The organism is Nocardia sp. NPDC023733 (genome assembly GCF_040639775.1).
Lineage (GTDB): Bacteria > Actinomycetota > Actinomycetes > Mycobacteriales > Mycobacteriaceae > Nocardia > Nocardia rosealba.
This window is the reverse complement of the sequence record NZ_JBFAAN010000008.1, coordinates 167,427-187,898: the sequence shown is the minus strand read 5'-3', so window position 1 is coordinate 187,898 and position 20,472 is coordinate 167,427. Positions and strand designations below refer to the sequence as shown.

Sequence of the window (20,472 nt, the reverse complement as noted above, 5' to 3'; positions counted from 1 at the left end):
CACCGGGTGCCGTCGCGGGACGGCACCCGTGCCGGTCAGCCGTAGTGGCAGATGTAGTGCATGGTGTCGACGACCTCGATGTCGAACGAGCTGTCGCCGGGGACCTTGAACGACTCGCCCGCGCGGTAGGTGATCGGGGTGGAGTCGCCGGCCAGGGTCACCTTCGCCTCGCCCGCGACCAGTTCCATGATCTCCGGTGCGCTGGTGGTGAAGGTCAGGCTGGACGGCTGGATGACACCCACCGACTTCGAGGTGCCGTCGGGCAGCTCGAGGCTGTAGCTGACACATTTGCCGTCGAAGTACACATTGGCCTTCTTGCTGACGGAGACGTTCTCGAACTTCGACATGGGTCCTTCCGGGGGATGAGGGGACCCTTAGTCTAGGTCAGCTGCCGTAGCGGGCCAGGACCGAGCTGGCTTCCTGGGAGGCGGTGCCTTCCTGGGCCAGGTGAGTCATGGCTTCGGGGATTTCGCGGCCGTGGTGGGTCATGGCCTGGGCGTAGAGGCGGCCTGCTCGGTAGGAGGAGCGGACGAGGGGGCCTGCCATGACGCCTGCGAAGCCGAGTTGTTCGGCGACCTTGGAGTGTTCGACGAATTCCTCGGGCTTCACCCAGCGGTCCACGGGGTGGTGGCGCGGCGACGGGCGCAGGTACTGGGTGATGGTGAGGATGTCGCAGCCGGCTTCGTGCAGGTCGCGCATGGCCTCGGTGACCTCTTCGGGGGTTTCGCCCATGCCGAGGATGAGGTTGGACTTTGTGACCAGGCCTGCCTCACGGGCGGCGGTGATGACCGCGAGGGAACGCTCGTAGCGGAAGGCGGGGCGGATGCGCTTGAAGATGCGCGGGACCGTTTCCAGGTTGTGGGCCAGTACCTCGGGGCGGGTGGAGAACACCTCGGCGAGCTGGTCGGGGTCGGCGTTGAAATCGGGGATGAGCAGCTCGACGCCGGTGCCGGGATTGAGGGCCTTGATGGCGCGCACGGTTTCGGCGTAGAGCCAGGCGCCGCCGTCGTCGAGGTCGTCGCGGGCCACACCGGTGATGGTGGAGTAGCGCAGACCCATGGCCTGCACGCTTTCGGCGACGCGGCGGGGCTCGTCGCGGTCGAGGGCGGCGGGCTTGCCGGTGTCGATCTGGCAGAAGTCGCAGCGGCGGGTGCACTGTTCGCCACCGATGAGGAAGGTGGCCTCACGGTCTTCCCAGCATTCGAAGATGTTGGGGCAGCCCGCTTCCTCGCAGACGGTGTGCAGGCCTTCGCGTTTCACCAGGCCCTTGAGCTCGCTGTACTCAGGGCCCATGGTGGCGCGGGTGCGAATCCACTTGGGTTTGCGTTCGATCGGCGTTTCCGCGTTGCGCGCCTCGATGCGCAGCAGCTTGCGTCCGGCGGGGGCAGAGGCGTCTACGGAGCTCACTGCACCGACTCTACGCTCGGGGCCCGCTCGGGGGCGGGGGCGGTGGTGCGATCGATGTCATGCGGGCGGACGGGAATTTCTCCGTCGAGCGCGGCAACAATCGCGGTGGCGACCAGCGGCTTGAGTTCGGCGACGGTGACCTCGCGACCCAGCTCACGGGTGAGGGTGGTGACACCGGCGTCCTTGATGCCGCAGGGCACGATGGCCTGGAAACCGTCGAGGGCGGAGTTGCAGTTCAGCGAGATGCCGTGCAGGGCGACACCGCGCTGCACGCGCACCCCGATCGCGGCGATCTTGCGTTCGGCGAAGTACTCGGTGGCGGGCAGCCACACCCCGGACCGGCCTTCGACCCGTCCGCAGGTGATGCCGAGACTCGAGATCACCTCGATCAGAGCCTCTTCGAGACGACGCACGTACTGCACCACATCGACCGGTTCGGCCAGCCGGATGATCGGGTAGCCGACGAGCTGCCCGGGGCCGTGCCAGGTGATCTTGCCGCCCCGGTCGACCTGCACCACCGGGCTGCCGTCGATGGGCAGATCGTCGGCCTCGGTGCGGCGGCCCGCGGTGTAGACCGACGGGTGTTCGAGCAGTAGCAGCCGGTCGGAGCCCTCGCCTGCGGCGCGTTCGTCGGCGATCTGCCGTTGCAGCTCCCAGGCGGCGTGGTAGTCGATGAGTCCGAGATCCTCGACCACGATCGGGGTCGTATCGAATCGGGCGGACGCGGAGGGGCGCGTGTCGTTCACGATCCTGACGTTACGCCCGGCGGCCGACGACGCCAACGGATGGTCGGACCGCCGTGTCGCACGGTTGCCGAGAGGACGCGGGGTCACATGCCCGCGACGTCGAGTAGCGGTGCGGGATAGGTGGAACCGGGCAGGTCCGCGCGCCACGGGCGGTGGATGGCGCCGCCCGGCAGGTGGGCGAGTTCGGGGAGATGGCGTCGGACGTAGGTGCCGTCGGGGTCGTGACGGTCGGCCTGGCGGAGGGGGTTGAGGACGCGGTTGGGGCGGGTGTCGGTACCGGTGCCCGCGGCCCACTGCCAGTTGAGCTGGTTGTTGGCCAGATCGGCGTCGACGAGCCAGTGCAGGAAATGGGCGGCGCCGATCCGCCAGTCCAGGCGCAGGGTCTTGGTGAAGAACGACGCGGTGATGAGGCGGGCGCGCCCGGGCATCCAGCCGTCGGTGACGAGCTGACGCATCGCCGCATCGATGATCGGGTAACCGGTGCGGCCCTCCTTCCAAGCGGTGACCGCCTGGGGGTCTCGGCGCACGGGGAACGGGCCGGGGCGAAGGCTGTCGGCGGCGGTGTCGGGGCGGGCGGCGAGCAGCTGATGGTGGAAGTCGCGCCAGGCGAGCTGTCGGGCGAAGGCATGACCGCCCTCGGTGGACAGGTCTGTGCGGTGCACGACCTCTACCGGGGACAGGCAGCCGAAGTGCAGGTATGGCGACAGGTGCGAGGTGGCGTCGGCGGCCAGGTCGTCGTTGCGGTCGGCGTAGTCGTCGATCGGGCCGGCGAGCCACTTGTTCAGGAGGGCGCGGCCGGTGACCTCGCCGCCGGTCGGGCAGTTTCGGGAAGGCGTTCCGGGGGACAGCTCGGCGACGGAAGGTATTGCTGCACTGGGGATGTCGGGTACGGCGAGCGCTTGAGGGCTGTCCAGTGGGCGGCGTCGATGGGTGTCTACCCACCGGCGGAAGTATGGGGTGAACACGGCGTAGTAGTCGCGGCCGGTGGCGGGTGCCAAGGCCGATGGGTCGACGGCGGTGATCACGGCCGAGTGTGGGTGAACGGTGCAGTCCGGACGTCTCGCAGTCGTCACCACGCGCGTGGCTCGCGGTAGGTGAGTACCGGTCGACAGTGCTGCGCGCAGGGCGTTCTCACGTCGGGCGGCGAAGGCGCTGACGTCTTGGGCGACGTGTACCGACTCCGCCCCGGTTTCCGCGACCACCCGCGCGACCTCGGTGGCGACGTGACCACGACGCACGACGAGACGTCCGCCGATGTCGCGCAAGCCCGCGTCGAGTTCTGCCAAGGCGCTCGCGAGGAAGGCCGCCCGGTTGGGTGGGCAGCGGTCGGGCACGATCTCGTCGTCGACGACGAACAGCGGCACGACGGTGTCGGCGGACCGGCGAGCCGCTTCGAGAACAGGGTTGTCGGCCAGGCGCAGGTCGCGCGTGAATAGGGCGATCGAGACGGTCATCGGATGCACAGCGGGGCGATGTCGTCGCGCCCGCCGGTGGTCGGGCTGGTCAGGTACAGGCAGGTGTTCTGGCCTGCCGCCTCGATCGCGGTGTGGATGTCGTCCCATGCGGCGGCGTCGAGGGTCGGTGTGCGGGACAGGACGAAACCGGACAGGCGGCTCGGCGAGGTGACCAGCGCCCACGAGTACTCCGGGCCGAGCGCGGTGACGATGTAGTTGGTTTGCCCGTCCTGGCCGGGTACGCCGGGGAAGGAGACGTTCAGCTGGGCGTTCGTGGCGGGGTCGGTGACGGTGGCGGTGCCACGGATCTCGTCGATGCCGCCCGACCAGGTGTGGCAGCGGTTGTGCACAGCGACATCGCCTTGCTCGTCCAGCGAGTAGGTGGCGGTCGTGTCACGCGCGCACGCGAGGTTGAACGGCTGGGGTACGGCGGCCAGCTGGTGCCAGACGCCGAGGTACCGGTCGAGGTCGAGGGACGGAACGGGAGTCGGGGGCGCCGCGGCCGCCGTGGCCGAGGACAAGGCGGTGACCGCAAGGGCGACGAAGGCGGTCGCCGCCGAACGGCGGAACGCGGACGTTAGGGCGATACGCACAAGGACTCCTCGAAATCGTCGGTACCGACAGCGTACCAAGACGATGCATAAATGATTCATCGAGCGGAGGCGGGTTGCGTCAACAGTCGGACGACTTCGGCCGTATCGACGCCCGTCGATGCCGCTTTTCTGGGTGCGTGCGAGAGGTTTGCTGGCAGCGAAAGAGGGCGCGCGTTCAGTGAGCGACGGCTTCGCAGGACGGCGTCGAGCCACGTCGGTAAGGCGGGATGATCGGGTTATCGGCAAGAATGGAGCGATGTCCGCCGGTTCAGCCCCTGTCTCCGATGCGGCCGGTTACACGGTGCGCGCCGTGGCGGACCGGCTCGGCATTCCGACTGCCACCCTGCGCAGCTGGAATCGGCGCTACGACATCGGTCCCGCACAGGATCGCCCGGGCAAGCACCGCCTCTACACCGAAGCCGACATCGCCGCCCTCGAACGCATGCTCGCCCTGATTCGCGACGGCGCGAGCCCGGCCGGTGCCGCCGCCACTGTGCGCGGCATCGCTGTGCTGCCCGGCGACCGATTGCCGCTACTCGAGGCCGCCTTCGCGCTCGACTCGGGCCGGGTGATCGCTCTGCTCGAGGCGAACGTGCGCGCGGTCGGCATCGTGGAAACCTGGGATGGGCTGTGCAGACCCGCCTTCGCCGATGTCGTCTCGCGCCAGAGCGACGGCGAGGGCTGTATCGATGTCGAACACCTGCTGTCGTGGTGCATCACGTCGGTCATGCAGCGCACCCAGGCCCCGCACGCCCGCATCGACCACACCATCCTGCTGGCCTGCACGGGTGGCGAAACCCATTCGCTCCCTCTCGAAGTGCTGCGTGCAGCACTGGCGGAACAGGGGGTAGGCGCGCGGATGCTCGGGGCGGACGTGCCGACCGTCGCCCTCGCCGACGCACTGGCCCGCACGAGCGGACCGACCTCTGTTCTGCTCTGGTCGCAACGGGAATCCACCGCGTTGAGCTCGGCAGTTGTGGCCGCCCTGGCCGCAGGGGCACGCGTGTTCGTCGGCGGACCGGGCTGGCAGGACGTGCTGCTGCCCGCCGAGGTGCAGCCCGTCGACGGGCTGGCCGAAGCGGTCGCCCTGCTCCGTGTCGACTCCTCTCGACTCGCCGACACCGAAGCCACTGCGAATCAACGACAGTGACGCCCGGTCGGCTACCTACAGACCGCGCGCATAACGGACGGCGGCGGCCGCTGCCTCCATGTCGATGACCAGGCCCGAGTCCCGTTCCATGGCTTCACGGAACGCGAGCATCGCGTCATTGACCGTGCTGCGTCGCGCCAGTTCGATCAACTCCCGACGCGCGTAATCGCTCAACGGCAGCCCCGCTGCGGCCGCACGGTCGCACGGCTGGTCTGGGTCAGCGGCCGAGCAGGTGGCGCAGGGTTTGTTCGAGGTCGGGGGTGCGGAAGGGGTGGGTGGCGGCGGTCAGGCGGGTGGGGGCGACTCGTTGGCCGGCTTCGGCGAGTTCGCGGGCGCCCTGGCGGCCGAGGAGTAGGGCGGGGCCGAAGGAGGGGACGGGTAGGAGGGCGGGGCGATGCAGTACGTGGGCGAGGGCTTGGGTGTAGTCGGTATTGCGGACGGGGTTGGGGGCGACGGCGTTGACCGGTCCGACGAGTGCGGTGTCCCAGAGTGCGCGGTGGTAGATGTCGAGGAGGTCATCGATGCCGATCCAGGATTGCCACTGGGTGCCGGGGCCGATGCGGCCGCCGAGGCCGGCCGTGAAGAGGGGGCGTAGCAGGCGCAGGGTGCCGCCTGCGGGGGATTGGACGATGCCGGTGCGGATTCGGACCACGCGGACGCCTGCGTGTGCGGCGGGTTCGGTTGCCGCCTCCCAGGCCGCGACCACGTCGGCGAGGAAACCGTCTCCGCGGGTGGAGTTCTCGGTGAGGACCTCGTCGCCGCGGTCGTAGCCGTAGTAGCCGATGGCGGAGGCGGAGACGAAGGTGGGGACGCCGCAGCGTGCGGCGGTTTCGGCGAGGGCGCGGGTGGGGCCGATGCGGCTGTCGGCGATCGCGTGGCGGTGTTCGTCGGTGAAGCGGCCGGCGATTCCGGCGCCTGCCAAGTGGACCACCGCGTCGACGCCATTCAGCAGGTCCGGTGCGGGATCGTCGGGATTCCAGTGGCGTTCGGCGGGGTCGTTGGTCGGGCGGCGGACCAGGCGGATCACCCGGTGCCCACCCGTGGACAGGAACGCGCACAAGGCGGTGCCGACCAACCCGGACGCTCCGGTGACCGCGATCGTCCGGGCGGCGAAACCTGTTGCGGCGGCACGTTGGTGAGCCGCGAGATCACCGGCGAGCTGACGATAGCGATAGTCGAACATCGGCTGGAGCAAGCGGGTGGGGATCGGGGTGTCGACGCGGTCGATCACCGCGGTGTGCTCGGGGTCGACCTCGGCGAACTCGTGGGTGTGCCGCCACGGCAGCAGACGGCCGAGCGGCGCCGAGGCCAGACCGTCGACGGCGACCTCGTCGGCGAACGACGCAGGCGGATCGTAGGCCGCTGGATCGTGCCGTGCGATCCAGCGCAGCCCGCCGGGAAGACCGAGAACCGCGGCGCCACGGGCCAGATCAGTGGATTCCGCGAGAAGCCGCACCGGCTGCCACGGCGGCGCCAATCGGGTGAAGGCGCCGGGCCGCTCGAACCAGCGGAACACCTCGGCGCGGGGTGCTGTGACAACGCTCGAACAGTCGATGCCCATACCTCGACTGTAGCCCTACCCGGGAGGGGGATGAACCATTCACGCATCGTTTTGCGCGGCGGAGGCTGCCCTGAGCCCCGTCGGCGATGTCAGCGTGGTTCGAGCGGAAACAACCGCTGCATGAGCGTGAGATCCATCCAACGCCCGAATTTGTGGCCCACCTCGGGCAATTCGCCGACGATCCGGAACCCGAACCGTTCGTGGAGGACGATCGATGCGGAGTTGCCGGACTCGATAGCGGCGATCATCGCGTGCACGCGCCTGGAATCCGTTGCGCGAGCGATCAATTCGGTGAGCAGGGCGGTGGCCACACCGCGACGCTGGAAACGCTCACCGACATAGACGGAGTTCTCGACGGAATAGCGGTAGCCGGTTTTGGGTCGCCACTGCCCGTAGGACGCGTAACCGGCGACCTCACCGTCGATCTCGGCGACCAGCACCGGCATGCCCGCCGCGGTGCGGTCGGCGAACCAGGTGAGCCGGTCGTCGAGATCGACCTGATCGGTGTCCCAGATCGCGGTCGACTCGGCGATGTTGGCGTTGTGGATCTCCAGCACGGTCGGCAGGTCGGCTTTGTCGGCGTCGCGAATCAGCATGGGCGCCTTCATGATCGGCCGACGGTCGCGGCGAGCGCGGCGCCGATGGTCGGATGCTGGAAGGTATAGCCCGCCTTTTCCAGTGCGGCGGGAATGGCCCGTGGGCCGGTGAGCAGGGCCTCGTCCGCGAGCTCACCGACTGCCGCGCGTAAGGCGAACGCGGGCACGATGAGCGGGGCGGGGCGATGCAGGGCGCGACCGAGCGCGCGGGTGAACTCGGCATTGGTGACCGGAGCCGGGCCGACGGCGTTGATCGGCCCGGACAGGTCGGGATGGTCGAGGGCGAAGACGATCGCGCCCACCTCGTCGTCCAGGGAGATCCACGGCGTGTACTGGCGCCCGCTGCCCAACCTGCCACCGAGCCCGAGCCAGTACAGCGGGTGCAACATGCTCAGCATCCCGCCGTTGCGGGCGAGCACCACCGCACTGCGCACCAGCACCGTACGCACTCCGGCGTCGGTGGCGGGCGCGGTGGCCGCTTCCCAGTCGCGACACAGGGTCGCGAGGAAACCTGTTCCGCTGGAAGCGGTTTCGTCGACGATCGAGTCGCCGGTGGTGCCGCCGTAGTACTGCGCACCGCTGGCGTTGACCAGCGTCGGCACGCCCGCGGCGGCGACCGCCGTGGCGAGGACATCGGTGGGGGTGATCCGGCTGTCGCGCAGCAATTGCTTGTAGCTGCCGTTCCAGCGGCGCGCACCGATACTCGCGCCGCACAGATTCACCACCGCGTCGGCCCCGCGCAACGCCCGCTCGTCGAGCTGGGCGCGCGCGGGATCCCACGCGAATTCGTCCGGTGCCGCGGGAGCGCGGCGCACCAGCCGGGACACCTCGTGCTCGTCGCGGCGCAGAGCCGCGACGAGCGCCGTCCCGATCAGCCCGGACGAACCGGCGATGACCACCTTCATCGAAATGAACCTGCTACAGCCCGAGATCGGCCTCGAACGCCGCCTCTTCCAACCGGTGCTTGATGGTGGTGAGGAAGCGGCCCGCGTCGGCGCCGTCGATGAGCCGGTGATCGTAGGTGAGCGGCAGATACACCATCGAACGCACACCGATGGACTCGCCACCGGTCTCGTCGGTGACGACCACCGGACGCTTCACGATCGCACCGGTACCGAGCATGCCCGCCTGCGGCGGAACCAGGATCGGGGTGTCGAACAGCGCACCCTCGGAGCCGATGTTGGTGATGGTGAAGGTGCCACCCGACAGCTCGTCGGGCTTGAGACCACCGTTGCGGGCGCGGTTGGCGATGTCGGCGATCGCGCGGGCCAGCCCGGCCAGCGACAGGTCGCTGGCGTTGTGGATGACCGGCGAGAGCAGACCCTGCTCGGTGTCGACCGCGATACCCAGGTGCACCGACGCGTGGTAGGTGATCTCCTTGGTGTCCTCGTTGTAGGAGGCGTTCACGTTCGGGTGCACACCGAGGGCCTCGACGACGGCCTTGGCGAAGAACGGCAGGTACGTCAGGTTGACGCCCTCACGGTTTTTGAACGAGGCCTTCGCGAGCTGACGCAGATGCGCGATCTTGGTGACGTCGGCCTCGTGGACCTGGGTCAGCTGCGCGGTGGTCTGCAGCGATTCGCGCGTCTTGGTCGCGGTGATCTGCCGGATGCGGCTCGCCTTCTGGGTGGAACCCACGAGACCGGCCAGCTTCGGAGCCGCCGTCTGCTTGGCCGGGGCCGCGGCGGGGGCCGGGGCGGCGGCGGGCGCGGGCTCCGGTGCCTTCTTGGCTTCGGCGGCGGCGAGCACGTCCTGCTTGCGGATGCGTCCGCCCACACCGGAACCGGTGAGGCTCGACAGGTCGACGCCGTTCTCCTCGGCCAGCTTGCGCACCAGCGGAGTCACGTACGGGGTGCTGCCGTTACCTGCCGACGCGGCCTGCGCGGGCGCGGGCTTCGGTGCGGGGGCGGGCTCCGGCTTGGGCTCGGGCTTCGGAGCCGGTGCCGCTTCCTGCTTCGGCTCGGGCTCCGGAGCCGGCGCGGCTTCGGGCTTGGGCTTCGGCTCCGGCGCGGAGGCGGCGGCGGGCTTGCCGCTGCCGATCACACCGAGCTGACCGCCGACGGCGACGACGTCGTCCTCCTGCGCGGAGATCTCGAGCAGCGTGCCCGCGACCGGCGAGGGGATCTCGGTGTCGACCTTGTCGGTGGAGACCTCGAGCAGCGGCTCGTCGACGGCGACCTCGTCACCGACGGCCTTGAGCCAGCGGGTGACGGTGCCCTCGGTGACGGACTCGCCCAGCTCGGGCATCTTCACGGGGGTGCCGGACGACGCGTCGGCCTGAGCGGGCGCGGCGGCGGGCTCGGGGGCCGGTGCCTGCGCGGCGGGCTCGGGCTCGGGCTCGGGCTCGGGTTCCGGGGCGGGCGCGGATTCCTCGGCGGGCGCGGGGGCGGAAGCGGGGGCTTCGCCGGCATCGCTGATCACGCCGAGCTCACCGCCGACCTCGACGACATCGTCTTCCTGGGCGACGATCTTCGACAGCACACCGGCGGTGGGCGACGGGATCTCGGTGTCGACTTTGTCGGTGGAGACTTCGAGCAGCGGTTCGTCGACCTCGACCGTGTCTCCTTCCTGCTTCAGCCACCTGGTCACCGTTCCCTCGGTGACGCTCTCACCAAGAGCCGGCATCTGGACGGAGAAGGCCATGTCCTCTGACTCCTCTGACTGTTCGACGGGTAATACAACAGTGCTTCGACCCCGGCGGGCATTGCGCCGCGGGTCGCGGCGTGTGTCCACCCCGACCGTGTGGCGGGACTCCCGGGAATCGTTGGTTCTTGTTCCGGCAACCATCCTTGCACTCGCCCGTCGCGTCTGTGGCGCTGGGCGGCAATCCGTGCGGAGCTGGCACCATGGAATGTACGGCGGTGAGCAGAATTCCGTCGGAAAGCAGAAGGGCTGAGCCGGTGGGTTTGCTGGATCGTTTCCGCGGGGTGCGGGGCCGGAGCAGGTCAGTCGCGCGCGAGAACGCCTCGGAGGTGCGCGCGCTCGCGCAGTGGGCGCGGGCGCGCCACGGAGTCGAGGCATTCGTCGAACCCAAGACCACTGTGACCGATGTCACAGCGGTCCTGGTGGCGGCGGACGGCGAATGGACGCGCCGGATCGTCGGCGAGCACGGCGCGCGCCGCCTGGCCGACACCTTGCGGGTTCCCGTGTACGACGTGACCAAGACGGGCTATCCCCAGCGGATGCGCGACTTCGACGCCCGCCGCCGCATCGAGCAGCGGCGGGCCCGTGAAGCCGAGCTGGAGGAGTGACTACTCCGCGCCGATCTGTTCGATCACCGCGATGAGCGTGCGCACCGGGACACCGGTGCCGCCCTTACCGATATAGCCGAACGGTCCGCCGGTGTTGTAGGCCGGACCGGCCACGTCCAAGTGGGCCCACTGCACACCCTCGGGGACGAATTCCTTGAGGAACAGCGCCGCCGCGAGCATGCCGCCCCAGCGGTGCGGCGTGACATTGGCCAGGTCGGCGACCTTGGAGTTCAGGTCCGCGCGCAGTTCGCTCGGCAGCGGCATGGCCCAGCCGTTCTCGCCCACCGCGCGCGAGACCTCGGCGACGCGATCGCGGAACTCGTCGGTGCCCATCACGCCCGGGGTGCGGGTGCCGAGCGCGACCATCTGCGCGCCGGTGAGGGTGGCGACATCGATGAGGTAGTCGGGTTCGTCCTCGACGGCGCGCACGATGGCATCGGCGAGGATGAGCCTGCCCTCGGCATCGGTGTTGATGACTTCGACCGTTGTGCCGCCGTATTGGGTGAGCACGTCGCCGGGGCGCTGCGCGGTGGCCGAGGGCATGTTCTCGGCCATCGGCACGGTCGCGGTGACGGTGACGGGGAGACCGAGGCGCGCGGCGAGCAGGACGGTCGCGATGACCGCCGCCGCACCGGCCATGTCGGAGGTCATGTTCTCCATGTTCGCGGCGGGCTTGATCGAGATACCGCCGGTGTCGAAGGTGATGCCCTTGCCGACCAGCGCGACCTTCTTCGGCCCGCCCGCATAGGTGATGCGCACCAGCCGCGGCGGGCGTGAGGAACCCTGACCGACGCCGATGATGCCGCCGTAACCGGCTGCCGCCAACGCGTTCTCGTCGAGCACCTCCACCTCGAGCCCGGCGGCTTCGGCGAGCACGCGGGCCCGGTCGGCGAACTCGGCGGGGTACAGCGCGCTCGGCGGGGTGTTCACGAAATCGCGTGCGGTGGCGACGGCTTCGGCGACCAGCTGGGCGCGCAGCAGCTCCAGCACCCCGAATTCCGGTTCCGGAACCAGCAGTTCGACGCGGACCACCGGCTGTTCGTCGGGCTTGGGCGCGCTCTTGGCCGACTTGAACGCGGAGAAGGTGTAGGCGCCCAGGTAGAAGCCCTCGGCGGCGGCGCCGAGATCGATGCCGGACAGGGTGGTGGCGACGAGTTCGGTGCCCGACAGCGCCCGCGCCGCGACGCCCGCGCTGCGGCGGACCTGCTCGGCGTCGACCTTCTCGGCCGCGCCGAGACCCACGGCGAGCACGCTGGTGACGTTGTCCAGCGCCGCCGGTGCGGGCACCCGGGTGAGTTCCTCGGGCTTGCCCTTGGCACCGACCGCGCCGAGTGCGTCGAGCAGCTCCGCGCGGACCTCGGGGGTGAGCACGTCGCCGAACAGGTCGGCCGGGGCGATGGCCGGTCCGTTCTCCGAGGAGGTCAAGCCGATCACCAGCACATCGGTATCCGCGGTGAGGGATTCGATACGTGCCAGTTCCGGTCCGAGTGAACGATCTGCAACAGCGGTCATCGACCCAGATTATGTGGTCGGCGCTCGGGGGCGCACGGCTAGGTGAGCTTCGCCGCGAGCCGGGTCGCGTTCATGTACCCGATCGCCTCGATGGTCACCATCGGGTTCACACCGGGCGCGGTGGGGAAGCAGGAGCCGTCGGCGACGACGATGTTGCCGACGTCCCAGGTGGCGCCGTCCGGATCCGTCGCGGATTGCTCGGCCGTGCCGCCCATCCGTGCCGAGCCCATGATGTGCAGCGCGCCCATCGAGCAGCGCCCCGGACCGTATCCTGCTCGTTCGCAGGCGGCCTCGAATTCCGCGAGCGACCCACTCTTGCCTGGTGTGAAGGAGATGCCCGCTTGGTGGCCGGAGTAGATGCGTTGCGCGCCCGCGGCTTCGAGCATGGTCGCCGCGCCGACGATGCCGGTGTGCAGGTGGGCGGCGTCGTAGTCGGAGAGCCGGTATTTCACCACCGGCTCGCCGCTGCGATCGACGCCGACGGTGCCCGGGTCGCGGTCGCGCGTGATGACACCGATGGAGCTGGTGCGGGCGAATTCGAGCATGGCGTCGCGATGCTGCCGTGCGCCGCGCCAGTTCATGAACCCGGTGGCCAGCCCCGGGTGCACCGGGCCGGTCTCGTAGATGACGCCGAAGCCGTTGCCGTCGAGGTCCGCGTGGTGCCTGCTGATCCGCGCCTGCAGCGCGCCCTCCCAGGGCCGGATCTCGTCCTCGAACACCCCGAATACGGCGGCGGCGGGATGCAGGCGCAGGTGGCGGCCGATATTCGGGTTGCGCAGACCCGACCGGCGCAGCAGCGCGGGCGTCTGCACGGCCCCCGCGGCGACGACGACCGCGCGTGCGCGCACCGTGATCTCGACCCCGTCGGAGGTGCGGGCCGATACCGATTCCGCCCGACCGGCTTTCACCGTGACGGTGCGGACGTCGGCGTCGACGACCAGCCGGGCGCCGTGCTCGGCGGCGTCGCTCAACCAGGTCTTGGTCGCCGACTGTTTGGCGCCGAGTCGGCAGCCGTAGCCGCAGCGACCGCATTCGATCGCCGCGTCGCAGGCGTCGCCGACATTGCGCGGCAGGGTGTCGACGTCCCAGCCGAGCGCTCGCGCGCCGCGTTCGAGAATGCCGTCGCGGGCCGAGATCGGCGATTTCGCGCGGGTGACGCCGATCCGCTCACTCACCACATCGAGCGCTGTGCCGAACTCGTCACCGGCGAACTGGGGGACCCCGAAGTCGGCCCATTCCGCGCGCACACGGTCGGGAACCGGCAGCGAGGTACTCCAGTTGACGACGGTTCCGCCGCCGAGACAGCTGCCCGCGACCAGCGTGAGCTGGCCTTCCGCCGTCGTCGCGGGGCCGGCCGCGTAGAGGGTGGTCAGCGCGGCGAGTTCGCCGTCACCGAAGTCCTTGTCGTCGTAGTAGTTTCCGCGCTCGAGCACGACCACGTCGAGCCCCGCCCGCGCGAGCACGGCGGCCGCGGTGCCACCACCGGCGCCGGATCCGACGACGACCACATCGCAGTCGAGCGTGGTCGGCCGGGTGAACCGCTCCGGCTTCAGCTCCGGTGCCGCGGCGTCGGGTGCGGGGCCGGTCGGTGCCGGGTAGCCGATCCGCTCCCACAGCGGATTCGTGCCGGTCGGGCCGGGGGTGACGTTGTACGCCAGCAGGGAGGCCTGTTTCAGGGCCTGGAAGATCGCGCGGACCGGGGCGAGCCGGGAATCCGCGAGCCGCAGCAGGGCCGCCTCGCGCTGCGCCTGCGACAGGGTGGAGAACCGCCGGAAACCGGTACCGGTGAGCGCGCCGAACGCGCGGGTGTTCCACAGGTCGAGCAGGGTGGTGAACTGCTTGCGGTCGGCCTCGCGCGGGTTACGGCCGAGGATCGCGAGAATGGTTTCCACCGCGCCGAGCTCGGCGGCGCTGGGTAATCCGGTCTCGTCGCCCGGTATGAACGTGTTGCAGATCGCGGCGAGCGTCGCGCGCTGTGCGGCCGTCGGTTCCATGAGGAAACCACCCCTTTTCCACTTCGGGTGATGTCTATCACGGACGGGGTGAACGCGCTGGGGGTCAACGGTTTTCGGGCCGGACGGATGCCCGGCCCGAACCGTCAGCCTGCGACGAAGCGGACCGTCTTGGTGCTCGGGGTGTCGAGAGCGACCTCGGTGGAGGTGATCGGCTGCACGTCGGAGTCGCTGGTGTAAGCGGTGAGCTGATAGCGGCCGGGCTGCAGGCCACGGAAACTGGCCTGCCCGGAATTGCCGGTGAACAGGTGTCGATGGATCGAATCGCCACAGGCGTCGACGCCGATCAACACCACCTTGCCGCCGGCGATCGGTGCGCGCGTGTCCGCCGTGACCAGCACGGCATCGATCTGGCCGACCGCCGCGCGGGTGTACCGGTCGTCGTACAGCGTTTCACCGCCCTGCTCGCAGCTGGTCGTGGTCTGGCCGACGGTGTCGTCGGGACCGCCCGGATGGGCGAGGGCACCGCCCGCCGTGCCCGTGAGAAGAGCTGTCGCGATCACTGCGATCGCCGAACACTGTGAAACCCCGAACCGTGGCATTGCGCCGTATTCCTCCTCGAATGTGGGTAACACTGGGGTTGGTGTTGCGTGAACTCTCGGGGCGAGACTGTACTGAGCGGAATTCCGGGGATGAATCCGGCGTTCTACTCCCACGGTCGTGCGCTGTACGTGCGACCACGAGCTCTCATCGAGGAGGATCTGTGAGCGAGACCCGCAAGGCGATTCTGGCCGGTGGCTGCTTCTGGGGTATGCAGGACCTGATCCGCCGTCAGCCGGGGGTTCTGTCGACTCGCGTCGGTTACACCGGCGGTGAGAACGAGCACCCCACCTACCGCAACCACCCCGGTCACGCGGAGGCCGTCGAGATCGTCTACGACCCCGAGCGGACCGATTACCGCGCGTTGCTCGAATTCCTCTTCCAGATCCACGACCCGACCACCAAGGACCGGCAGGGCAACGACATCGGCTCGAGCTACCGATCGGCGATCTTCTATCTCGACGACGAGCAGCGGCGCATCGCGCTGGACACCATCGCCGACGTGGACGCCTCCGGGCTGTGGCCGGGCAAGGTGGTCACCGAGGTCACCCCGGCGGGGGAATTCTGGGAGGCCGAGCCCGAGCACCAGGACTATCTGGAGCGTTATCCCGACGGCTACACCTGCCATTTCCCGCGTCCGGGATGGAAATTGCCCAAACGTGAGAATGTGAGCTGATAAGCGACGCCGACATATGCCATGATCGGCGATGTCGGCGTGAGCGCGATGACGTCGGATCGGTATGACTCATGACGGCGGCCGCGGTCGCCGCAGACGATGAGGAGATGCGGTTCGGATGACGTATGGACAGCAGCAACCCGGATATCCTCCGGCGAGACCGGATCTCAGCGTAGGCGCCGCTCTCGGGTACGCCTGGGAGAAATACAAGAACAACGTCGTCGTCTGGATCGGTATCGTCCTGATCTTCGCCGTGATCCAGGTGGCGCTCAACTTCATCTTCGGGCTCGGCAATTCCGCCGACACCGATTACAGCGGCAACTTCAGCATCGGATTCGGTGTCTGGCAGTTCATCGGCAGTGTGGTGAGCACCGTCGTCGGCTATCTGATCTCCGCGGCGATGGTGCGCGGCGCACTGGACGAAACCGACGGGCGCAAACCGGGATTCGGTGAATTCTTCAAGTTCACCAATGTCGGTGCGGTGATCGTGGCCTCGCTGCTCGTCGGTATCGCCACCGGTATCGGCTTCGTGCTGTGCATCCTGCCCGGCATCGTGATCGCCTTCTTCACCTGGTTCACGCTCTACTTCGTACTCGACCGGAACCAGGACGCGATCACCGCGATCAAGTCGAGTTTTTCGGCGATCTCCGCCAACGCGGGGCCACTGCTGTTGCTGGCGCTCGCGCTGTTCGGCATCAATATCGTCGGCGCGTTGCTGTGTGGTCTCGGTCTGCTGGTGACGATTCCGCTGTCGGTGCTGGCGACGGCCTACGCCTACCGGGTGATCACCGGTGGGCCGGTGGTCGGGGGCCAGAGCGTCGCCGATCCGGGTTACCCGCCGCACGGCGGTCCCGCAGGTGGATTCGGTGAGCAGCCGGGATACGGCGCTCCGGGTGCGGGTGGCTACGGCGAGCCCGGCTTCGGTGGGCAGCAGCCCGGTGGGCCCGGCTATGGCCAGCCCGGTTTCGGTGGACAGCAGCCCGGTGGGCCCGGATACGGTGGTCAGCAACCTGGCGGGCCCGGTTATGGCGGCCCAGGCTCCGGTGGGCAACAGCCCGGATACGGCGGGCCGGGTTCCCCTGATCAGGGCTACGGCGGCCCAGGCTCGGGGCCCGATCTCGGCAAGCCCGACGACGAGGGCTGGGGCAGGCCCGAGAACCGCTGATCTACGCCGAGGGGCGTGCGATGATCCGTCATCGCACGCCCCTCGTGCTGTCTACTCGCAGCCGTAACCGTCGCCGTCGCGATCGAGGCCGTAGTCGTCGGGGCCGATGACCTTCACCTTGCCGGTGTAGACGGGGCCGTTGCCGCTGCCACCCTCGCAGTCGACGTCGCTGACAATGGGTAGGCAGGGAGAGTACGAGCCGTGGCAGTCCGAGGACTGCTGGGCGCTGGCCACGGCCGGGGTCGCGATCGCGAAGACGAAGGCCGCGACAGCGGCGGACCCGAGGGTGACGGCGAATTTCATGTGGTGCTCCGTTCAGTTGTACAGCGGCGCACAGTGTTTCACGCATGGGCGATTTGCCGGAAATTTCCCTGTCGGTACCTGCCGGTAGTATCGGGGCGTCGTCGATCGGGGGAGGGACAATGCGGGGGAAGTGGCGGGCGTGGTCGTGGTGGATGCGTGGTCTCGTCGTCGTGCTCGCGCTGGTGGCGGTGGTATCGGTGCCGGTCGCGGGCATACTCACCGCGCTGCTGGTGTACAACGTCGGTGAGCAATCCGAGCAGGCGCGCACCCGGGGTAAGGACGCGTTCTGGCTCGGCCACGCCTGGGTCGACGGGCGCCGCACCGACGCCGATATCGACGGGCTCGCGAAGTTGCTGGCGGGTACCGGCATTCGTGATCTGTACGTCCACACGGGTCCGCTGGAGCACGACGGGTCGTTGCGCGACGACCTGGCCCCAAGGGCGCGCTGGTTCGTCGACGCGGTGCACACGAAGTTGCCCGGTATCCGGGTGCAGTCGTGGCTCGGCGATATCGTCCAGCCCGAATTCGACGGTCTCGACGTGGAATCGGCGTCGTCGCGGGAACGGGTGGTCGCCTCGGCGCGGCGGGTGCTCGACTACGGGTTCGACGGTGTGCACTACGACCTCGAACCCATCCGATCGGGGTCGCCGGGGTACCTGGCCCTGCTCGAGCAGACCCGCGCGATGACCGCGGCCGCCGGGGTGACCTTGTCGGTGTCGGCGCCGGTGATCGATCCGCTTCCCGGGCTGCACGCGGTGGGGATCGCGGTGGCCGATCACGGGAAGTGGTGGAGCCAGGCGTATTTCGCGGAGGTGGCGCGGCGGGTCGATCAGGTGGCGGTGATGTCCTACGACACCGCGATGCCGACGCGCGCCCTCTACAGCGGCTACGTCGCGCAGCAGACGGAGCTGGCGCTGGAGGTGACACCCGCGGAGGTCGATCTGCTGATGGGCGCACCGGCGTTCTGGGCCGACGATCCTGGCCATCACGGGACGGCCGAGACCGTGGCGGCGGCGGTGCGTGGGATCCGATTAGGGCAGACGCGCACCGATGTGGGCCGAGCGAACTTCGGGGTGGCGTTGTATGTGGATTTCGCTGCTACGCCTCAGGATTGGGCCGATTACCGGCAGGGGTGGTGCGTCACTGCGTAGCCGAAGGGGCCGGTAGTTCGGCGAGCCAGCGGTGGCCGGGGTGGACGCGGGTCAGCCAGTTGTGCAGCCGGGTCGAGCGTTCCGGGGTGAGCAGCGGCAGTACGTGGTGGAAATCGGCGGAATCCTTGGGGCGGTCGGCTTTCGCCTTGAACAGCAGGACCGCTTCGGGGATCAGGTAGGGGATACCGGTGGGGGTGGTGCGGATCAGGTCGCGGTAGGGGAGGGTGATGGTGGGTTCGCGTCGGCAGATCCAGGTGTCGCCGTCGTGCGGTTCGCGGAACACGTCCAGGTGATAGGCGCCGGTGAACGGATCACGCAACCAGGTCTGGTGCAGGTCGGCGTTCTCGGCGGCGGCCGCGAACGACCACAGCGTGCCGTCACCGACGACATCCCACTCGTATTCGGGAAACGCCGCCGCGATCGTCGGGAAAGCCGCTCGGGGAACAGCGATTTCGATGTCGGCGTGGGCGCGCGAGATGGCCCCGGCGAACAGGTCGAGCGCCCACCCGCCTGCCACCGCCCACGGCGCCGTGCAGTCGGCGAGACGGGCGGCGACCACGCTCGGCGTCCAGGGGTCCCAGCGGCGGTCTGCTTCGAACGCGGTGATCGGACGTCCACCGTCCGGAAAGCTCATGATCCATCATGTGCACAGTCCGACGTGGTGGCGCAAGGTTGTTGTGGGCGATGGTGATCGAGGTGAGACGGGTTCGTGAGAAACCCGGTTCAGCGACGCCGATCGGTGAGCCAGGCCAGCGGACGACGGTGATGCGGGCGGGCCCGGTTCTCCCAGCGCGGGTTCTCCTCGTCGCGGCGGTACACCGTCACCCGGCCCGCCACCGAGAACCGCAGGGTGCTCGCCGTGCCGACCACCTCACCGTCGGCGGCCACCGCGATCGGGGACTTCGAGGTGATGGTGAGTTCGTGGGTCTGGCGTTCGCCGTACACCCGGCTGTGCCCGATCGCGGCCAGCATCAACGCGATCACCGCACGGGTCCGGGAGAACCGCACGTCGGCGCGTAGCCAGCGCACATCGAGCAGCCCCTCGTCGAGGCGGGACCGGAACGCGGGCACCGCGCCGTGCGGATGATAGGGGCCGTTGCCGATGAACAGGAACCACATGTCGTGCCAGCGGTCGTCGATGCGGATGTGGATCGGTTCGGCCCGGCGCAGGGTGACGACGAGGGCCGCGGCGAACGCGGGCCACTTGCCCCAGCGGTCCTCCCACTTCTCCCGCAACCGGACCAGCTCCGGGTAGGCGCCGACGCTGGCGGTGTTGATGAGGTGATGGGTGTGCGGTCCCTCGGGGGTGTCGAATTCGACTGCGGCGATGTCGACTTCGACGGCCTCGCCCGCGCCGGTGGCGTCGGCCACCTCGCGCAGGTCGTAGACGCCGAGGTCGCGCGCGAAGTGGTTGAGGGTGCCCGCGGGGACCACGACCAGCGGCAGGTCGTTGCGGATCGCGACGGCGGCGGCCGCGGCGATGGTGCCGTCACCACCGGCGGCGCCGACCGCGAGCACCGACGGGTCGATAGCCTCCTGCAGTACCTCGGCGGCGTCGCGACCGGGCACGGTGTGCAGCAGTTTCGCGGCGGGCAGGGCCTCGGCGATATCCGGGGTCGGGTCGTAGGTGGAGTCACCGGAGCGCGGATTGATCAGCAGCGCAAGGCCTTTGCCGTCGGCCAGGATCGGCGCGTCCTGCACGGCGTGTGCCTCGGCCTCGTCGGATTCGCGGATCGGCCACCAGCGGCGGGTGGTGAGCGCGACTGCGGTGCCGACGCTCGCGCCGACCAGCACATCCGAGGGCCAGTGCGCGCCGGTGTGGATGCGCGAGTAGGCGACGGCGGCGGCGACGGGAGCCACGGCGAGCGCGGTGCGCGGGCTCTCCAACGCGACGGCCGTGGCGAACGCGGCGGCGTTGGCGCTGTGCCCGGACGGGAACGACGACGACACCGGCGCGTCGACGAGCCTGCGCCCGTGCGGCATCAGCTCGGCCGGTGGCCTGCGCCGGGGGATCAGCGTCTTGAGTACGAGATTCACCGCGATGCTCGTGCCCGCCAGGGCGATCACACCGCGCAGCGCGGCCCGGCGCGGCGGACCGGGTTTGGCCGCCAGCACCGCCGCCGTGGCCAACCACAGCCCGCCCGTGTTCGCCGAGCGGGTCAGTCGCAGCATGCCGCGATCGATGGCGGTTTCGGGAATGCGGGACACAGCCCGGCTCATGGTCTCGTCCATCCGGGCGACATGACCGAACCGGGCGCGGGGCAGATCACTCACACCGAGAACACTACCGCCGTTGCCCGTCTTCATCTTTCGCTCGCGACCGTCGCGACCCGTGCACCCCTCGAAGCCGGGTCA

21 protein-coding genes are annotated in these 20,472 nt (G+C 69.3%); 5 read left to right on the top strand and 16 right to left on the bottom strand.

Annotation, left to right across the window (positions count from 1 at the left end; all coding sequences use genetic code 11):
• Positions 1 to 35: 35 nt before the first annotated feature.
• The 5 genes from AB0F86_RS25750 to AB0F86_RS25730 form a co-directional block, all read right to left on the bottom strand.
• Positions 36 to 347, bottom strand: a complete 312-nt coding sequence (locus AB0F86_RS25750; RefSeq protein WP_067496065.1) for a pyrimidine/purine nucleoside phosphorylase — start codon at positions 345 to 347, stop codon at positions 36 to 38.
• 37 nt (positions 348 to 384) lie between these two features.
• A complete protein-coding gene (gene lipA / locus AB0F86_RS25745) occupies positions 385 to 1,407 on the bottom strand; it encodes a lipoyl synthase (RefSeq protein ID WP_181699387.1) in 1,023 nt (340 codons plus the stop codon).
• Positions 1,404 to 2,153 carry a lipoyl(octanoyl) transferase LipB gene (lipB, locus tag AB0F86_RS25740; protein ID WP_356986090.1) on the bottom strand — a complete coding sequence of 250 codons (750 nt, stop codon included), beginning with the start codon at positions 2,151 to 2,153 and terminating at the stop codon, positions 1,404 to 1,406. The genes lipA and lipB overlap by 4 nt, the downstream gene beginning before the upstream one ends.
• Positions 2,154 to 2,236: 83 nt before the next feature.
• Positions 2,237 to 3,607 (bottom strand): deoxyribodipyrimidine photo-lyase, encoded by a 1,371-nt coding sequence (locus tag AB0F86_RS25735; protein WP_356986091.1) that lies wholly within the window; start codon positions 3,605 to 3,607, stop codon positions 2,237 to 2,239.
• Complete coding sequence (locus tag AB0F86_RS25730) at positions 3,604 to 4,200, bottom strand: lipocalin family protein (RefSeq protein ID WP_356986092.1); 597 nt, start codon at positions 4,198 to 4,200, stop codon at positions 3,604 to 3,606. Before AB0F86_RS25730 ends, AB0F86_RS25735 begins: the two co-directional genes overlap by 4 nt.
• Before the next feature lie 256 nt (positions 4,201 to 4,456).
• Here AB0F86_RS25730 and AB0F86_RS25725 point away from each other — a divergent pair, with 256 nt between their 5' ends.
• Positions 4,457 to 5,350 (top strand): MerR family transcriptional regulator, encoded by an 894-nt coding sequence (locus AB0F86_RS25725; RefSeq protein WP_356986093.1) that lies wholly within the window; start codon positions 4,457 to 4,459, stop codon positions 5,348 to 5,350.
• 15 nt (positions 5,351 to 5,365) lie between these two features.
• Here the strand turns inward: AB0F86_RS25725 and AB0F86_RS25720 are convergent, their stop codons facing one another.
• The 5 genes from AB0F86_RS25720 to sucB form a co-directional block, all read right to left on the bottom strand.
• Positions 5,366 to 5,524, bottom strand: coding sequence for a hypothetical protein (locus tag AB0F86_RS25720; RefSeq protein ID WP_356986094.1), 159 nt, complete (start codon positions 5,522 to 5,524; stop codon positions 5,366 to 5,368).
• 43 nt (positions 5,525 to 5,567) lie between these two features.
• On the bottom strand, positions 5,568 to 6,911 hold the full coding sequence (locus AB0F86_RS25715) for a TIGR01777 family oxidoreductase (RefSeq protein WP_356986095.1): 1,344 nt from the start codon (positions 6,909 to 6,911) through the stop codon (positions 5,568 to 5,570).
• 89 nt (positions 6,912 to 7,000) lie between these two features.
• Complete coding sequence (locus AB0F86_RS25710) at positions 7,001 to 7,507, bottom strand: N-acetyltransferase family protein (protein ID WP_356986096.1); 507 nt, start codon at positions 7,505 to 7,507, stop codon at positions 7,001 to 7,003.
• Positions 7,508 to 7,515: 8 nt separating this feature from the next.
• Positions 7,516 to 8,412 (bottom strand): TIGR01777 family oxidoreductase, encoded by an 897-nt coding sequence (locus tag AB0F86_RS25705; RefSeq protein WP_356986097.1) that lies wholly within the window; start codon positions 8,410 to 8,412, stop codon positions 7,516 to 7,518.
• Positions 8,413 to 8,425: 13 nt separating this feature from the next.
• Positions 8,426 to 10,150, bottom strand: a complete 1,725-nt coding sequence (gene sucB, locus AB0F86_RS25700) for a 2-oxoglutarate dehydrogenase, E2 component, dihydrolipoamide succinyltransferase (RefSeq protein WP_356986098.1) — start codon at positions 10,148 to 10,150, stop codon at positions 8,426 to 8,428.
• A 257-nt stretch (positions 10,151 to 10,407) separates the two neighbouring features.
• Between sucB and AB0F86_RS25695 the strand changes: the two genes are divergently transcribed.
• Positions 10,408 to 10,758, top strand: coding sequence for an oxidoreductase (locus AB0F86_RS25695; protein WP_225282203.1), 351 nt, complete (start codon positions 10,408 to 10,410; stop codon positions 10,756 to 10,758).
• Here the strand turns inward: AB0F86_RS25695 and AB0F86_RS25690 are convergent, their stop codons facing one another.
• The 3 genes from AB0F86_RS25690 to AB0F86_RS25680 all read right to left on the bottom strand — a co-directional run bounded on the left by AB0F86_RS25690 (position 10,759) and on the right by AB0F86_RS25680 (position 14,785).
• On the bottom strand, positions 10,759 to 12,270 hold the full coding sequence (locus AB0F86_RS25690) for a leucyl aminopeptidase (protein WP_356986099.1): 1,512 nt from the start codon (positions 12,268 to 12,270) through the stop codon (positions 10,759 to 10,761).
• 38 nt (positions 12,271 to 12,308) lie between these two features.
• Positions 12,309 to 14,264: a GMC family oxidoreductase N-terminal domain-containing protein gene (locus AB0F86_RS25685; protein WP_356986100.1), complete on the bottom strand. Its 1,956-nt coding sequence runs from the start codon at positions 14,262 to 14,264 to the stop codon at positions 12,309 to 12,311.
• A gap of 104 nt (positions 14,265 to 14,368) precedes the next feature.
• Positions 14,369 to 14,785: a carboxypeptidase-like regulatory domain-containing protein gene (locus AB0F86_RS25680; protein WP_356986101.1), complete on the bottom strand. Its 417-nt coding sequence runs from the start codon at positions 14,783 to 14,785 to the stop codon at positions 14,369 to 14,371.
• A gap of 200 nt (positions 14,786 to 14,985) precedes the next feature.
• On the opposite strand from AB0F86_RS25680, the gene msrA reads away from it, so the two are divergent.
• A complete protein-coding gene (msrA, locus tag AB0F86_RS25675) occupies positions 14,986 to 15,498 on the top strand; it encodes a peptide-methionine (S)-S-oxide reductase MsrA (protein ID WP_067496036.1) in 513 nt (170 codons plus the stop codon).
• Between the two features lie 118 nt (positions 15,499 to 15,616).
• Positions 15,617 to 16,663 (top strand): hypothetical protein, encoded by a 1,047-nt coding sequence (locus AB0F86_RS25670; RefSeq protein ID WP_356986102.1) that lies wholly within the window; start codon positions 15,617 to 15,619, stop codon positions 16,661 to 16,663.
• Between the two features lie 51 nt (positions 16,664 to 16,714).
• Here the strand turns inward: AB0F86_RS25670 and AB0F86_RS25665 are convergent, their stop codons facing one another.
• Positions 16,715 to 16,966 carry a hypothetical protein gene (locus tag AB0F86_RS25665; RefSeq protein ID WP_356986103.1) on the bottom strand — a complete coding sequence of 84 codons (252 nt, stop codon included), beginning with the start codon at positions 16,964 to 16,966 and terminating at the stop codon, positions 16,715 to 16,717.
• A 119-nt stretch (positions 16,967 to 17,085) separates the two neighbouring features.
• On the opposite strand from AB0F86_RS25665, the gene AB0F86_RS25660 reads away from it, so the two are divergent.
• Positions 17,086 to 18,117, top strand: a complete 1,032-nt coding sequence (locus tag AB0F86_RS25660) for a hypothetical protein (protein ID WP_356986104.1) — start codon at positions 17,086 to 17,088, stop codon at positions 18,115 to 18,117.
• Here AB0F86_RS25660 and AB0F86_RS25655 read toward each other — a convergent pair.
• Together AB0F86_RS25655 and AB0F86_RS25650 are read right to left on the bottom strand one after the other, a co-directional pair.
• Entirely contained in the window at positions 18,107 to 18,751 is a 645-nt protein-coding gene (locus tag AB0F86_RS25655; RefSeq protein ID WP_356986105.1) for a hypothetical protein, read from the bottom strand. The genes AB0F86_RS25660 and AB0F86_RS25655 overlap by 11 nt on opposite strands.
• A gap of 89 nt (positions 18,752 to 18,840) precedes the next feature.
• Positions 18,841 to 20,391, bottom strand: a complete 1,551-nt coding sequence (locus tag AB0F86_RS25650; protein WP_225282211.1) for a bifunctional phosphatase PAP2/diacylglycerol kinase family protein — start codon at positions 20,389 to 20,391, stop codon at positions 18,841 to 18,843.
• Positions 20,392 to 20,472: the final 81 nt, after the last annotated feature.

Bases quoted from the DNA above. Each gene is read 5' to 3' on its own strand.
- AB0F86_RS25750 (WP_067496065.1), bottom strand. From the start codon at position 347: ATGTCGAAGTTCGAGAACGTCTCCGTCAGCAAGAAGGCCAATGTGTAC.
- AB0F86_RS25735 (WP_356986091.1), bottom strand. From the start codon at position 3,607: ATGACCGTCTCGATCGCCCTATTCACGCGCGACCTGCGCCTGGCCGAC.
- AB0F86_RS25725 (WP_356986093.1), top strand. From the start codon at position 4,457: ATGTCCGCCGGTTCAGCCCCTGTCTCCGATGCGGCCGGTTACACGGTG.
- AB0F86_RS25715 (WP_356986095.1), bottom strand. From the start codon at position 6,911: ATGGGCATCGACTGTTCGAGCGTTGTCACAGCACCCCGCGCCGAGGTG.
- AB0F86_RS25710 (WP_356986096.1), bottom strand. From the start codon at position 7,507: ATGCTGATTCGCGACGCCGACAAAGCCGACCTGCCGACCGTGCTGGAG.
- AB0F86_RS25705 (WP_356986097.1), bottom strand. From the start codon at position 8,412: ATGAAGGTGGTCATCGCCGGTTCGTCCGGGCTGATCGGGACGGCGCTC.
- sucB (WP_356986098.1), bottom strand. From the start codon at position 10,150: ATGGCCTTCTCCGTCCAGATGCCGGCTCTTGGTGAGAGCGTCACCGAG.
- AB0F86_RS25690 (WP_356986099.1), bottom strand. From the start codon at position 12,270: ATGACCGCTGTTGCAGATCGTTCACTCGGACCGGAACTGGCACGTATC.
- AB0F86_RS25685 (WP_356986100.1), bottom strand. From the start codon at position 14,264: ATGGAACCGACGGCCGCACAGCGCGCGACGCTCGCCGCGATCTGCAAC.
- AB0F86_RS25670 (WP_356986102.1), top strand. From the start codon at position 15,617: ATGACGTATGGACAGCAGCAACCCGGATATCCTCCGGCGAGACCGGAT.
- AB0F86_RS25665 (WP_356986103.1), bottom strand. From the start codon at position 16,966: ATGAAATTCGCCGTCACCCTCGGGTCCGCCGCTGTCGCGGCCTTCGTC.
- AB0F86_RS25660 (WP_356986104.1), top strand. From the start codon at position 17,086: ATGCGGGGGAAGTGGCGGGCGTGGTCGTGGTGGATGCGTGGTCTCGTC.
- AB0F86_RS25655 (WP_356986105.1), bottom strand. From the start codon at position 18,751: ATGAGCTTTCCGGACGGTGGACGTCCGATCACCGCGTTCGAAGCAGAC.